We start from the raw sequence: 14476 nt of genomic DNA on the forward strand, positions 1-14476 counted from the left end.
ACTCACAAAAATTGCACAAGAAAATTCATCTTGATTTTTCCACAGGATGCAGATATATTATTCGGCTGTGTGTGTTCAAACAACCATTGTGGAGACATGAATTATGAAGGGTGCACGTATTTTCGGAATCGTCGTTTTTGGATGGCTGTTATTGTTTGCGTGTAGTAAACAAAAATTGAGCGAAACGGACTATTTCGGTAAAGCAAACGAGTATATGGAACAGCAAAACTGGACGGAAGCTGAAGCCAGTTTTTTGAGCTTGCTGAAAGAATATCCGGATGGCATGTTTACCGCACGTTCGCTGTTTATGGTTGGCTATCTGAACGCCAATCACCTGAAAGATCTGGAAAAAGCAAAAACCTATTATAACGATTTTATTCAGAAATTTCCGGAAAATGAACTGGTAACTGCAGCAAAATATGAGCTGGAACATCTCGGAAAAAACCCGGATGAACTGCCGTTTCTGAACGACAGCGAATCGTCCGGCACTGCAGCCGAAACGAATAGTTCCCAGGCTCAAAAAACATCAAATTAGCATTGTTTTTTATCAATTTATAAAAGGGGTGTGGCAGGTAAACTTCACCCCTTTTTGCATTCTGTCGAATCCGGTAATCTGATATCAATTCCGTTTCATACTCACAGCGCACTGATGGGTTGGTTGAGTAAATTGTTTTGCGGTTCAACAATGAAAAAAATCTCTGTTCGATTTTCAACGATATATTTTTTTGCGCTTTTGAGTTGCCAATCGTGGGGATTAACCGGATTGCAGGCGCAAACCCCGGATAGCACGGCAAATCCGGTGACGATCGTCCTGAAAACCTACCTCGAAAAAAATGAAATTCCTCAAAATCAGATGTTTAATTTTAACATCGAATTATCGTGGGTTGGCGATATCAGCCGCTATCAAATTGTGCAAATCCCCCAACCGCGACTCGATAATCTGATGCTCGAAGGCAGCGGCTCCGCCAATCGGCAGGACCAGCTTTCGGACGGGCAATTGCGCTCCACAAAAACCATCATGTTCGAGTTAAAACCGGTTTCGGTCGGCGACGGCTTTATCGAAAGTATGGAAGTTCGCTATCGCGATTCGCAAACCGGCGAAACAGACGTGCTCCATTCCCAACGCATTTTTGTGAAAATTACCGAACCGCTGCCGGACATCACCGGCGGGCTAAAGGGTGTTATCTATATTGTGCTGCTAATTATTTTTGGTGCAACGGTCGGCTATTTCCTGTTCATTTTTTTGCAAAAACGGAAATCGCGGCAATCGGAAAACAATGAAAATTTCACACGGGAAGCTCAATATTTACAACGAATTACCCAGGAAGTTGACCCCAAAGGCAAAAATCTCCGCGAGATGTTTTTGCGGTTGGGTTCCATTTTCCGGGAATATCTCTCCGGCACAATGGATGTTTCCGGTGCAGCCAACGCAAAGGATTGGTTGAACCTTTTGCAACAAAATGGTGTAGATACAAATGAATTAAAAAAGTTGGAACCGTTTTTCACTAAAATCGATATGATTAAATTTGGCGGGGATGACATCGATCCGCTGACATTTGCAAATTTATGTGAGACAGTCGAAGAATTTTTAAAATATCGCCAAACGCAACAGGCTAAAACAGTAAAATGAGGGAAACGATGCAATTGGACATTCAGGCAATTAACGAAAAAATCCATCAGGAAAGTGCATTCGTCGATAAAGTTACCGCAGAAGTCGGCAAAGTGATTGTCGGGCAAAAATATATGGTGGAGCGACTGCTGATCGGCTTGCTGAGCAACGGTCACGTGCTGCTGGAAGGTGTGCCGGGACTGGCAAAAACGCTGACTGTCAACACGCTGGCGCGGATCATCGATTGCAAATTCCAGCGCATCCAGTTTACGCCGGATCTGCTGCCGGCAGACTTGCTCGGCACGTTGATTTACAACCAGCGTAACGGCGAATTTATCACCCATAAAGGTCCCATTTTTTCCAATCTTATTTTGGCAGACGAAATCAACCGTTCCCCCGCAAAAGTGCAAAGCGCGCTATTGGAAGCGATGCAGGAACGACAGGTGACGATTGGTGACAAAACTTATCCGCTGGAAAATCCGTTTTTGGTGCTCGCCACCCAAAACCCGATCGAACAGGAAGGCACCTATCCCCTGCCGGAAGCGCAGGTGGATCGTTTTATGCTGAAGCTGAAAGTCGGTTATCCTTCCCGTGACGAGGAGCTGGAAATCATCCGCCGGATGAGCGACGGCGCTCCGCCCGAACCCACAGCACAGGTGAGCCCGAAAGATATTCTCCGTGCCCGCAAAGTGGTGGACGAAGTGTATATCGATGAAAAAATTGAGCGCTATATTATTGATATCGTTTTCGCAACTCGTGAGCCGGAAGCCTACGGCGCGAAAGATCTGAAGCCGCTGATTGCCTTCGGCGCATCGCCGCGCGCATCAATCAACCTGAAACGCGCTGCCAAAGCCCACGCATTTTTGCGCCGTCGCGGATACGTTACGCCAGAGGATGTGAAAGCGATCGGGCTGGATGTGCTGCGCCATCGCGTGATTGTCACGTTTGAAGCGGAAGCCGAAGAAGTGACATCGGAAGATGTGGTGCGCAAAGTGCTCAATCAGGTGGAAGTGCCCTAACGGGAAGGAAAAAGGATAAAGGGAAAAGGATAAAGTAGGGAACGGTCGCGACCGTTCCGGAAAAATATCGAAACACATAAATCAATGGAAACAAAAGAGTTACTAAAAAAAGTCCGGCAGATTGAGCTGAGCATTCGCGGCGTGGTGAACGAGGTGTTCGCCGGTGAATATCACTCGGTGTTCAAAGGTCGCGGGATGGAATTTGCGGAAGTGCGCGAATATCTGGCCGGCGACGACGTCCGCAATATCGACTGGAACGTATCCGCCCGGATGAATCACCCTTTCGTGAAAGTGTTCGACGAGGAACGCGAACTCACTGTGATGGTGCTGTTCGATGTGAGTGCGTCCGGCGCTTTCGGCACGCGCGGTCAGCAAAAATCGGAAATCGCAACGGAAATTTCCGCGCTGCTGGCAGCATCCGCCATCAAAAATAATGACAAAGTCGGGCTGATTATTTTTAGTGATAAAATCGAAAAATTTGTGCCGCCGCGAAAAGGTCGCCAGCACGTGCTGCGCGTCATTCGCGAACTGCTGTTTTACGAAGATCCGGACAACATTCCCCGCACGCCGAAAACGGACATCGCCGTTGCGCTGCAATACATGAACCAGATTTTGAAACGCCGCGCAACCGTGTTTTTGATCAGCGATTTTGTGGCGGAAGATTACGAAAAAGATTTGCAAATCGCCAATAAACGGCACGATCTGGTGGCGTTGCATATCATCGATCCGCTGGAGGAGCAACTTCCCGGCGTTGGCCTGGTTGAAATGCAGGATCTGGAAACCGGCGAATTTATGCTCGTCGATACCGGTGCCGAATCGCTCCGCAAACAATACGCCGATACCGCCCAAAAAGAGAAATCCCGGCTGGCGCGTTTTTTCAAAACCAACGGTATCGATTACATCGATATTTACACCCATCAATCGTATGTGAAACCGTTGACCAAATTTTTCCGCATGCGCGCACGCCGGATCCGGTGATCGTAGCGTAGCATCTATGATAAGCGGTTTGAAAACAAAATGATCAACAATTATTGGATCGCGAGATTCTCAGAAAAATATGCGTTCAAAGCAGGAGCTTTGAACGAGGCCGTGAAAATGAACAATAGATATCTCACATATTTTCAACTATTTATCGCAGCGATTGCGATGCTGTTTTCCGCCGCAATTTTCGCGCAATCATCGCTGATTGAAGTGAAGGCGAGCGTGGATAAAACCGTGCTCACCGTTGGCGATCCGATCAAATATTCGCTGGAAATTAATCGCCGCGAGGGCGTTGAACTGCGCGATCCCGCCAAAGGTAGCAACATTGGCGCGTTCGAAGTTCGCGAATTTCAGCCGTTGCCGGAACGTCGCGAGGGCAACCGGATCATCCAGAAATTTGAATACACGCTGGCGGTTTACGACACCGGCACATATATCATCCCCTCCTACCCTGTCGCGTTTTTGCCGCCGGATTCGCTGTCGGATGGCGATTACCAAATTATCGATGCAGACCCGATCACCATCACCGTGAAAAGCGTTATCGAAGCGGAGAATGCGGAATTGGAGGACATTCGTCCGCCGTTCGGATTGCCCGGAAACCGTTGGTGGATATGGGCAATTGTGGCTGCGCTGCTGATTGGTTTGGCGGTGTGGTATTTCTTCTTCCGCAAAAAAACCGATCGCCCGAAAGCGCTGTTCAAAAAAGAGGTGATTCGCCCGGCACACGAAATTGCGTTGGAAGAACTGGATCATCTGCTGCAATCCGATTTGCTGAAAACCGGCAAACACAAAGCATTTTATTCCATTTTGTCGGATATTTTGCGGCGATATGTGGAGGGTCGATTTTACATTCGCGCGTTGGAGGAAACCACCGGCGAGCTGGTCGAATCGCTGGAACAAAGCCAGATCGAATCGCAACAGGCAACGCATGCGATTGATGCGCTGCACATGTGCGATCTGGTGAAGTTTGCCAAATTTATTCCCGGCAGCGACGACACGGACAAAACCGTGGCGCTGGTGCGGAAATTTATCGAGGAAACACGGCTGGAATTTGCTGCTGTTGAGAAAATGCAGCGTATCGAGCCGGCTGAAACGGAATCAAAAACGGTCAATTCATAAATTATGTTTCGATTTGCAAATCCCGAATACCTTTTTTTGCTGCTCCTGCTCCCGTTGATCGCCATTTATTATTGGCGAAAACGGATGAACGGGCAGGTCAATTTTTCGAGTTTGCGGCATATCAAAAAGCTGCCGAAAACGATTCGCCAAATTTTAGGTAACTATTTGTATTGGCTGCAGTTAATCGGTCTCGGATTGCTGATTGTCGCGTTCGCCAGACCGCAGTCCGGCGCAAAGCAGGAAGAAGTGATCACCGAAGGTATCGACATCATGCTGGTGGTGGATGTGAGCACATCGATGCTGGCGGAAGATTTCAAACCAAAAAACCGGCTCGGCGCCGCGAAAATGGTTGCCGAAGAATTTATCGGCGGACGCATCAACGACCCGATCGGGTTGGTGATTTTCGCCCGCGAAGCGTTCAGCCAGTGCCCGCTGACGCTCGATTACGGCGTGCTCACCGATATTCTCGAAAAAGTGGAAGTCGCCTCGGAAGCGTGGGACGGCACCGCGATGGGCAACGGGCTGGCAACCGCCGTTGCACGGTTGCAGGAAAGTCGCGCCAAAAGCAAAGTGGTCATCATGCTCACCGATGGCGAAAATAACGCCGGCGAAGTGGACCCGATCACCGCCGCGCAGGTCGCGCAAACGTTTGGCGTGCGCGTTTACACGATTGGCGCGGGCACTCGCGGCACCGCGATGTATCCGTTCAGCCATCCGCTGTTCGGCAAACAATACAAACCGATTCCGGTGGAAATCGATGAAGATTTGCTCACCCGCATCGCCGAAACTACCGGCGGACAATATTTCCGCGCCACGGACACCCAAAAATTGCGCGATATTTACAAACAAATCGATGAATTGGAAAAAACCAAAATCGAGGTGAAAGAATATACGAAATACACAGAGTTGTTCGTTAATTACGCGTTGGCTGGATTGATTTTGCTGCTCATTGAGTTGATTTTGCGACACACGTATTTACGGCGGTTGCCGTAAATTATTGAATATTTTAGATTGAATATTGAATATTTTGGGGAATTATCACATACATACTGAAGTATCGAATGCATGAATGCGGAACAACTCAAAGCCCGGACGAAGAACTTTGCGCATCGTTGTGTGAAATTGGCGCTTTCGCTGCCAAAAACCGGTCTGGGGAAACATTTAGGAAACCAGCTCATTCGATCATCGACATCCGTTGCTGCTAACTATCGGGCAGCGTGCGTTGCGCAATCAAAAGCTGCATTTGTCGCCAAATTAAGTATTGCATTGGAGGAAGCAGATGAATCCGTTTTTTGGGTTGAATTTATTCGGGATGAACATTTGTTCGATGATCATCGGTTGTTGGATTTATTGACAGAGGGAAAAGAAATCTGCTCGATTCTGGCAAGTTCCAGAAAATCTTCTACAAAACCTAAAGCCTTATAAATATTAAATATACAATTAAAAATATTAAATAGAAAAACCATGTTACGATTCGCGAATCCTGAATTTTTTCATTTATTTTGGCTGGTGCCGGTGCTGATGGCGTTCCTGTTTTGGGCAGCGCGTCACCGGAAACGGCTGTTGCAGCGCCTCGGTGATGACCATTTGATCGCCCAACTGACCCGCAGCATCAGTCCGCGCAAACGTGTTTGGAAAGCTGTGCTGTTTTTGCTCGGTTATTCCGTGCTGGTTTTGGCGCTCACCAATCCGCAAATCGGGACAAAATTGCAGGAAGTGAAACGTGAGGGATTAGACGTTTTTATCGCGCTGGATGTGTCCAAAAGCATGCTCGCGGAAGATGTTGCACCCAATCGATTTGATCGCGCAAAACAGGAAATATCGAACTTTATCGACGAATTGCGCGGCGATCGCGTCGGACTAATCCTGTTTTCCAGCCTGGCATTTGTGCAATGCCCGCTGACGCTGGATTACGGCGCGGCAAAGCTGTTTCTCGATGAAAGCAACGTTGGCAGCATTCCGCAGCCGGGCACATCGATATCTGAAGCGATCCGCACGGCGATGACATCTTTTGTATCGCAGGAGCAAAAATATAAAGTGCTGATCGTCATCACCGACGGTGAGGATCATGAGGACGATCCGGTGGAAGTCGCGCAGGAAGCCGCCGAAAGCGGTGTGCTGATTTACACCGTTGGCGTTGGCTCGCCGGCCGGTGCACCGATTCCCGAATACAACCAGCGCGGACAAATGACCGGATACAAAAAAGATAATCGCGGACAAACCATCACCACCAAACTGGATGTGCTTACGCTGGAAAAAATTGCGGATGCCGCCAACGGCAAATTTGTGAGCATGGGCGCTGCCGGCGGCGGACTCGCGCAGGTTTACGAAGAAATGATGGGCATGGAAAAAAAAGAGCTTTCCGCCCGTGAATTCACCCAATTTGAAGACCGTTTCCAGATTTTTTTGTTGATCGCGCTGATCATTTTTGCGCTGGAAATGTTTATCAGCGAACGCCGGAGCCACCAACGATTGATGGCAATTGCCCGCAAACAGGCTGTGGAAAACCGGTTTTGATATTGAGCGAACTAACTATTTTTCAATGGTTTAAATAATGAGAAAAGTAATATTCACAATATTCATGCTGCTGTCACCGGTTGGCATATTCGCCCAGCAGGTGGATGCCGCAAAAATGGAAAGCGGGCTAAAAGCATATTCGGAAGGCAGTTACGAAATCGCGGCACAAAATTTTGAGAGTGCCCTCGCCGGCGCGCCGGACGACCCGCAGGCAAATTTTAACTACGGTGCCGCGCTCTATAAAAAAGGGGATTTCAAAAATGCGATTCCTGTTTTCGAAAAAGCACTGACATCGCCGGATGATCAGCTTCGCCAGAACGCTTTTTACAATCTGGGCAACGCCCGATTCGAAAATGAGGAATACGAACAAGCCATCGAATCTTACAAAAAAGCGTTGCAACTGAACCCGGAAGATGTTCAGGCCAAACACAATCTGGAACTGGCACAACGCAAATTGAAAGAAAAGGAAGATCAGGAAAAGCAGGATCAAAATCAGCAAAATGACAACATCGAGCCATCGGAATTTGCCAAACAATTGAAAGCGCGGGCGGAAATTCTGGTGTCGCAGCGGCTCTATCGCGAGGCTTTCGACCTGATGCAAAAGGGCTTGCGTTCGGATGAAACTGTGGCGGCATTTCAATCGTTTATCAATCGATTGAAAGAAGTTGCAGAAATAAACAATATTGGGGATTAAATAAATGAAGTGGTTTTTAGCATTCATCATTGCGGTTTCGCTGCCGGTTTTTGGACAAACGGCCAACGATTATTTTCACGGCAGCGCGCAATCGTATATCGACAGCAAACTAGATGACGCGATTGCCAAAGTGCAGCGCGGACTGGAAATAGAGCCGGACAATCCCAAACTTCAGGCGTTGCTCACCAAATTAAAAGAGCAGAAAGAACAGCAACAACAGCAGCAACAGCAGCAACAAAATCAGCAAAACCAGCAGGATCAAAACCAGGATCAGCAGAACCAGCAAAATCAGGATCAGCAACAGAAAGAAAAGCAGGAACAGCAGCAGAATCAGGAAGATCAGCAACAGCAGGACGAAGAAAAAGAGCAGGAGCAGCAGCAAAAACCGGAAGATATGAAAGATCAGCAAAACCCGGAGGATCAACAGCAGCAACAGCCGCTGCAGCCCAACCAGATTTCCAAAGAGGACGCCGAACGGATTTTGCAGGCGCTGCGTGCCAAAGAAAAAGAAAACCAGAAGCTGAAAAAAATTCCCATGATCGGTAAAAAGAAAGTAGAGAAAGATTGGTAATCTGCGGAATTCCTGACTAAGTTTAACATTGAAAAATTAACAATCGGTGTTGGTTAAATTGAGAATTTACAAATACTTTTCCGTTCTGACATTTTTGCTTTTCGCGATATCTACGGGCTTTGCACAGGAAATTAACCTGAATGCCAGCGTCAGCCAAAATACCGTTGGCTTGAGCGATGCGTTCCAGTTTAAGCTGGAAGTCAGCGGCGCGAACCGCTCGCTGCCGGAAGTTGAATTACCACCGTTGAACGATTTCCGGGTGATCAGCGGTCCCAACCAATCTTCGCAATTTAACATGATCAACGGGCGCGTGAATGTCAGCAAAACCTATTCCGTAACGTTGCTCGCCAAAAAAACCGGCAAATTTACCATCCCTTCCGTTTCCGTAAAACACAAAGGCAACACCTATCGGTCAGAGCCGATTGTGATTACCGTTGTGCAGGAAACACCACAGGCACAATCGCAAAACCAGAGTGAATCAGGCGAAAGCCAGGATATATTTATTCGCGCAATCCCATCAAAAACAAAAGTTTATGTAAACGATCAAATCAACGTTAGTTACAAAGTGTATTTCCGGGTGCCGATCCGGAATCCCGATTTTATCAAGCTGCCGGAAACCGTGGGCTTTTGGGTAGAAGAATACGAGATTGCCCAAAACATTCCGGTTACGCAGGAAGTTATCAACGGACAGCAATACAGCGTTGCAGAAGTGAAAAAGCTGGCGCTGTTCCCGACCAAATCCGGTGACTTGAACATTACACCGCTGCAACTGTCGGTGGATGTGGTGGAGCGCCGGCGGCGACGCGATCCATTTTCGGTATTTGATGATTTTTTTGACGATCCGCTGGGCAGAACCACGCGCAAAATTTTGAGCAGTCGCGAAATCAAACTGGATGTCCAGCAACTGCCCACCAACGGAAAACCGGAGAATTTCAGCGGGCTGGTTGGCAATTTCAACATGACGGTGGACATCGACAAAACGACCGTAAAAGCAAATGAGGCAATCACTTACAAAATCAAATTGAGTGGTTCCGGCAATTTAAAAACACTGCAAGATTTGCAAATCAAATTCCCGGAATCGTTCGAAGTGTTCAATCCCAAAATCAGCGATAATGTCAACCGGCGCGGCGATCGCCTCTTTTTCTCGCGCGATATGGAATACGTAATTATCCCCCGTTCGCCCGGCGAATACACGCTTGATCCTCTGGAAATCTCCTTTTTTGACCCGACAACCAAACAATATCGCACCTTGCGTTCCCGCGAATATCTGATTGATGTGCAGGAAGGCGATTTGGCCGCCGGAATGAACAGCGGCAATTTCACCAAATCGGAAGTGCGGCTGCTCGGTCGGGATATTCATTTTATCAAAGAAAAAATGTCCGATCTCGTATCGGTTGATGCAGCGCCATACACTTCCGGCTGGTTTTTGAGCGCGTTGTTTTTGCCGCTGCTCGCGTTGGGAATGGCGTTTGGCTATCGCCAGCATCAGGAAAAAATGAGCACAAATGTGGAATATGCCCGCAAACGCCAGGCATCCAAACAGGCGGAAAAACGCCTCAGAACTGCCAAAACGTTGATGAATCAACAAAAATTTGAAGCCTTTTACGGTGAAGTATCCCGGGCATTGTTGGGATTTGTGGCGGATAAAACCAATCACTCCGCAGCCGGTTTGATGCGCGACAACGTGGCTTCGCTGCTGCACGAAAGCAACGTTGACGAATCACTGATCGATGACTATCTGAAATGCCTCGACGAAGCCGATTTCCGGCGATTCGCCCCGGGACAGGCGACACCGGATGCCGCACAGGAATTTTACGATACGGCAGCAGATTTGTTGAGCAATCTGTTAAAATATTTCCGAAAATAATCTGAATAAATCATGTATTTACAAAAGCTTACGATGGCACAATTGAACCGAATCCCTAACATTTTGATTTTTGCCGGATGGCTATTGTCGTCCGCCCTTTTCGCGCAAAGCGGTGCCGAATTTTATTTTGAGCAGGGTAATTCCGCCTATCGCCAAAATGATTTTGAATTGGCGGTTGAGTGGTATCAGAAAATATTGGATACGGGTTACGAAAGCAGCGAAATTCATTACAATTTGGGCAATTGCTATTACAAAATGGATGATATCGGAAATGCCGTTCTCCATTTTGAGAAAGCCCGCAAATTGAATCCGGATGACCCGGAACTGCAATTCAACCTCGAATTGGTTAACCTTAAAGTGCGCGACCGGATTGTAATGCCGGAATCGTTTGTGCTCCTGCGGTGGTGGGAATCCACAAAAGGGATGTTTTCTTTAGCCGGCTGGACGAGCATTACGGCAGCATTTTATATCATATCGATGCTTTTTGGAATTGCTTATCTATTTGTAAATGATGGGTTTATCCGCAGGATATTTCGAATGGTAATCATCAGCGCGGCGGTGCTCACCTTTTGCGCAGGCGCTTTGCTGGCAGTCAATATTATGGATGAATCGCAAAAAGAAGCCATCGTGCTGACCTCAACCGTCAACGTCCTCAGCGCGCCGGAAGAGAACAGCACAAACGTATTTTTACTGCACGAAGGCGCCAAAGTCACCATGGCGGAAACCCGTGGCGAATGGGTAAAAATCGCGTTGCCCGATGGCAAAAGCGGTTGGTTAAAACAGCAGTATTTGGGTGTTATTTAGGAAGTAGTAGAGATAATTCATGAATTGTCTCTACTATTTTTTGAAATGTTTATACAGCATATTCAAAAAATGAAAGAAAATCACCAGCACAAAACAGAATATCACACCGTCAAAAAAACCCTCAAACCAGGTTCCCCCGGTATACCACAAATAGCTGATGCCTTCTTCAAATGAACCACCTGCAAAAAACCCATACATCTGATACGATGACGGATCGATCGGGCGAACAAAAAAGAATGCGCAAATAACTACAATCAAAAAGTAGGTCAGCAATTTGAAAAATCCGGGCATTTTCAGACCGGGCCAGGTCAGCGCCAGTAAAAACAGGAGTATCAGAAAATAAAACTGATCGACGATATGAATTATTTGCTCGGTTGCCATCTAACGGCTTTCTGATTCACTTAAACTTGTTTTACAAACGTGTTATGTTTTTCTTTGCTAAATATATTATTTTTCATGAAATTATGCAAAGATAATTGACAGATTATCTGCATGGGAACTGAACGATAATAAGCCAAATTTTTCCATTACCCGTTTTAAAATTTGCAGTTCCGCCACATTTTTCAGACATTTACCAATAGCAGTAATAATCCACTTGTTTATTCTATCGGGCTAAATTTTTTCCCGATTTCATTTTTTGAAATTTCCACAGAAAGTATCGTAATGGCGCGACATACGAAAATATTCCTGGGGTTGTTAATTGGTGCTGTTGCCGGCGTTTTGTGTAATAATTTCCTGCCGGGAACCCCGTTTTTGTTTGCGGTTCAAAAATATCTCAGCGATCCGCTGGGGAAAATATTTCTAAACATGCTGATTATGATGGTGGTGCCGCTGGTTTTTGCCAGCCTGGCATTGGGCGTCACGCAAATGGGCGATCTGAAGCAACTCGGCAGAATCGGCATGCGCACCTTTTCATATTTTTTACTGGTGACAACCCTTGCGGTGATGATTGGTTTGGTGCTGGTCAATACAATTCGCCCCGGCGATTATTTGTCGGAAGACATTAAAGCAGAAATGATGACCACTTACAGCGAACAGGCTGCAGAGTTGAAAAGCGCTGCCGGAAAAAATGAATTCGGCATTCAGACGTTAGTGAATTTTGTGCCGCGAAATCCAATTGCAGCTATCGCACGACCAAATCCGGATATGCTGGCGCTGATTTTCGTAACGATGATGGTTGGCATCGCGCTCACATTGATTGATAAAGAACGCGCGCAACCGGTTATCCGGCTGTTGGAAGGTATCAACGATATCACTGTAAAAATTATCGATATCGCCATGAAACTGGCGCCGTATGGCGTAGCCGCGCTGATTTTCAGCGTTACATCGCGGTTTGGGTTTGACCTGTTGATTGCCCTGAGCATGTATGTGGTCACGGTTTTGCTCGGATTAACCTTGCACCAGTTTGGTGCTTTTGCCGTGTTAATTCGTGTTTTTGTGAAATACAATCCGGTGCAGTTTTTCAAAAAAATTCGCACGGTGATGCTCACCGCAATTTCCACCAGTTCCAGCAACGCAACGCTGCCGACAACCATTCTGGTTTCGCAAAAAAACCTTGGAATTCCCTCAAAAATTACCGGATTTGTGCTGCCGCTGGGCGCAACGATGAACATGAACGGCACCGCCATTTTTGAAGGCGTGACAGTGCTGTTTCTGGCGCAGGTGTTCGGGGTGGATTTGTCGCTGGGCATGCAAACGATTGTGGTGATCATGAGTTTGTTAATTTCCGTCGGGTCTGCCGGTGTGCCGTCCGGCTCTATTCCTCTTTTGGTGATGGTTTTGGGGATGGTTAACGTTCCGGCGGAGGGCATCGCCATCATTTTGGGTGTCGATCGCATTCTGGATATGTGCCGCACGGTAGTGAATGTTACCGGGGATATCACCTGCGCCGCATATGTCGCGCGAAAAGAGGGTGCCGAGCTCACGTAAACCGCATATATTTTATGCAGAAGGGGTTCACAAATCATGAAATCAATATATTTATTGCTGTTGGGCAGCTTTTTTCTGATGTCCTGTAATTCTGAAAAACCGGATAATTCACCGGAAGACGTTTGGGTTGACGGTCAAACTATTCATTCAAAAAAACTGCCGCCAATCAACATCCGGGTTGCGAATGCATTCAAATATATCGGGAAATTCGCATTCGAAATCGATACTTTGGCGACTGGTGAGCGATTTGTATTTGTAGATGCTGATCAAAAAAATATTCGCCGACTGATTATTTTTCAATTCGAACAATTCCTGCCGACAACTGATGAAATTTATCGATACAGTTTTGATAATGCGTTGGTATTGGGAAATCATAAATTTAAACAAAACACATTTGCATATTCGAACGCCGCCGCGTTGCGCAACAGTCCAAACCGTGAAGGCGCATTAACCGCAACATTTCTCACCGAAAAAGGCTTTTCTGTGGAAGATGAATTTATGCTTTCGCGATATGTAACATTGGGAAATGCGGATCGTAAATCGGAGTTGATCATTTTTTATATCGAAAACGCATCTGCGAGCGGACATTCCATTAGTGAATTTTACGATGGCGACGATGAGACAGAGATTTGGCAAACGATTTCAGCGGGCTTAAATCAGCGGGCATTGGCGAGCTTTACGGTCAGCGAATAATCCGGAAGATTATCCAAAAAAATTTCAAACTGGAATAAAGAGATGAAAACACCTAACGAGATTCGCAATTCAGAGCGTGCACCGGCGCCGGTGGGATTATATCCGCACGCCCGGCGGGTAGGTAATTTGCTGTTTTTATCCGGAGTGGGTCCGCGCAGCAAAAATTCAGCGACAATTCCCGGCGTAACGCTCGACAGCAACGGCAATATTGTTGATTACGATATTGAGGCACAGTGCCATTCCGTATTTCAAAATGTGCGTTTTATTGTTGAGGACGCCGGTGCGAAATGGGAAAATGTTGTGGATGTAACCGTTTTTCTCACCAACATGAAAGCGGATTTTGCAGCTTACAACCGGATTTATGCGGAATATTTCCGCGACAACCAACCCTGCCGCACCACCGTTGAAGTGAACGCACTGCCCACGCCCATTGCCATTGAACTGAAAGTTATCGCCGTTATCGATAATTGATCTGATTATCAGTTGTATGTTTTTTAAGGATAAAAGTTAAAGGATAAAGGATAAAATAACCACAATACTGGTCGGTTGCATTTTTGAAGCATTTTTAAACCCCTCGCTTGCACCTCGGAACCGCTCAATTGCATCTTTTTACTGCACGGTTGCATTTTTGAACCTCCCGTTTGCACCTCAGAACCGCTCAATTGCACCTTTT

16 protein-coding genes are annotated in these 14476 nt (G+C 46.8%); 15 read left to right on the forward strand and 1 reads right to left on the reverse strand.

What is annotated here, in order from left to right; genetic code table 11:
- Positions 1-103: 103 nt before the first annotated feature.
- The 12 genes from H6629_18280 to H6629_18335 all read left to right on the forward strand — a co-directional run bounded on the left by H6629_18280 (position 104) and on the right by H6629_18335 (position 11181).
- On the forward strand, positions 104-535 hold the full coding sequence (locus H6629_18280; protein ID MCB9069731.1) for a tetratricopeptide repeat protein: 432 nt from the start codon (positions 104-106) through the stop codon (positions 533-535).
- Positions 536-685: 150 nt separating this feature from the next.
- Positions 686-1630, forward strand: a complete 945-nt coding sequence (locus H6629_18285; GenBank protein MCB9069732.1) for a hypothetical protein — start codon at positions 686-688, stop codon at positions 1628-1630.
- Between the two features lie 8 nt (positions 1631-1638).
- On the forward strand, positions 1639-2628 hold the full coding sequence (locus H6629_18290) for a MoxR family ATPase (protein ID MCB9069733.1): 990 nt from the start codon (positions 1639-1641) through the stop codon (positions 2626-2628).
- An 84-nt stretch (positions 2629-2712) separates the two neighbouring features.
- Positions 2713-3606, forward strand: coding sequence for a DUF58 domain-containing protein (locus H6629_18295; protein ID MCB9069734.1), 894 nt, complete (start codon positions 2713-2715; stop codon positions 3604-3606).
- Between the two features lie 117 nt (positions 3607-3723).
- The gene (locus tag H6629_18300) at positions 3724-4728 is read left to right on the forward strand and encodes a hypothetical protein (protein MCB9069735.1); all 1005 of its coding nucleotides are present in this window, start codon (positions 3724-3726) and stop codon (positions 4726-4728) included.
- A gap of 3 nt (positions 4729-4731) precedes the next feature.
- Positions 4732-5721 (forward strand): VWA domain-containing protein, encoded by a 990-nt coding sequence (locus H6629_18305; GenBank protein ID MCB9069736.1) that lies wholly within the window; start codon positions 4732-4734, stop codon positions 5719-5721.
- A gap of 72 nt (positions 5722-5793) precedes the next feature.
- Positions 5794-6153, forward strand: a complete 360-nt coding sequence (locus H6629_18310; GenBank protein MCB9069737.1) for a four helix bundle protein — start codon at positions 5794-5796, stop codon at positions 6151-6153.
- Positions 6154-6192: 39 nt separating this feature from the next.
- Entirely contained in the window at positions 6193-7245 is a 1053-nt protein-coding gene (locus tag H6629_18315; protein ID MCB9069738.1) for a VWA domain-containing protein, read from the forward strand.
- 37 nt (positions 7246-7282) lie between these two features.
- Positions 7283-7939 carry a tetratricopeptide repeat protein gene (locus H6629_18320; GenBank protein MCB9069739.1) on the forward strand — a complete coding sequence of 219 codons (657 nt, stop codon included), beginning with the start codon at positions 7283-7285 and terminating at the stop codon, positions 7937-7939.
- Positions 7940-7943: 4 nt separating this feature from the next.
- On the forward strand, positions 7944-8510 hold the full coding sequence (locus H6629_18325; protein MCB9069740.1) for a hypothetical protein: 567 nt from the start codon (positions 7944-7946) through the stop codon (positions 8508-8510).
- Between the two features lie 58 nt (positions 8511-8568).
- Positions 8569-10377: a protein BatD gene (locus H6629_18330; GenBank protein MCB9069741.1), complete on the forward strand. Its 1809-nt coding sequence runs from the start codon at positions 8569-8571 to the stop codon at positions 10375-10377.
- 42 nt (positions 10378-10419) lie between these two features.
- Complete coding sequence (locus H6629_18335; GenBank protein ID MCB9069742.1) at positions 10420-11181, forward strand: tetratricopeptide repeat protein; 762 nt, start codon at positions 10420-10422, stop codon at positions 11179-11181.
- A gap of 33 nt (positions 11182-11214) precedes the next feature.
- On the opposite strand, the gene H6629_18340 is transcribed toward H6629_18335, so the two are convergent.
- Positions 11215-11562: a hypothetical protein gene (locus H6629_18340; GenBank protein MCB9069743.1), complete on the reverse strand. Its 348-nt coding sequence runs from the start codon at positions 11560-11562 to the stop codon at positions 11215-11217.
- A gap of 282 nt (positions 11563-11844) precedes the next feature.
- Here H6629_18340 and H6629_18345 point away from each other — a divergent pair, with 282 nt between their 5' ends.
- Genes H6629_18345 through H6629_18355 form a run of 3 tightly spaced genes read left to right on the forward strand, consistent with a single transcriptional unit; the run spans position 11845 to position 14274 of the window.
- Entirely contained in the window at positions 11845-13110 is a 1266-nt protein-coding gene (locus H6629_18345) for a dicarboxylate/amino acid:cation symporter (protein ID MCB9069744.1), read from the forward strand.
- Positions 13111-13146: 36 nt separating this feature from the next.
- Positions 13147-13803 carry a hypothetical protein gene (locus H6629_18350; GenBank protein ID MCB9069745.1) on the forward strand — a complete coding sequence of 219 codons (657 nt, stop codon included), beginning with the start codon at positions 13147-13149 and terminating at the stop codon, positions 13801-13803.
- A gap of 42 nt (positions 13804-13845) precedes the next feature.
- Complete coding sequence (locus H6629_18355) at positions 13846-14274, forward strand: RidA family protein (protein MCB9069746.1); 429 nt, start codon at positions 13846-13848, stop codon at positions 14272-14274.
- The last annotated feature ends 202 nt before the right edge of the window (positions 14275-14476 follow it).

The organism is Calditrichia bacterium, from assembly GCA_020634975.1.
GTDB lineage: Bacteria > Calditrichota > Calditrichia > RBG-13-44-9 > J075 > JACKAQ01.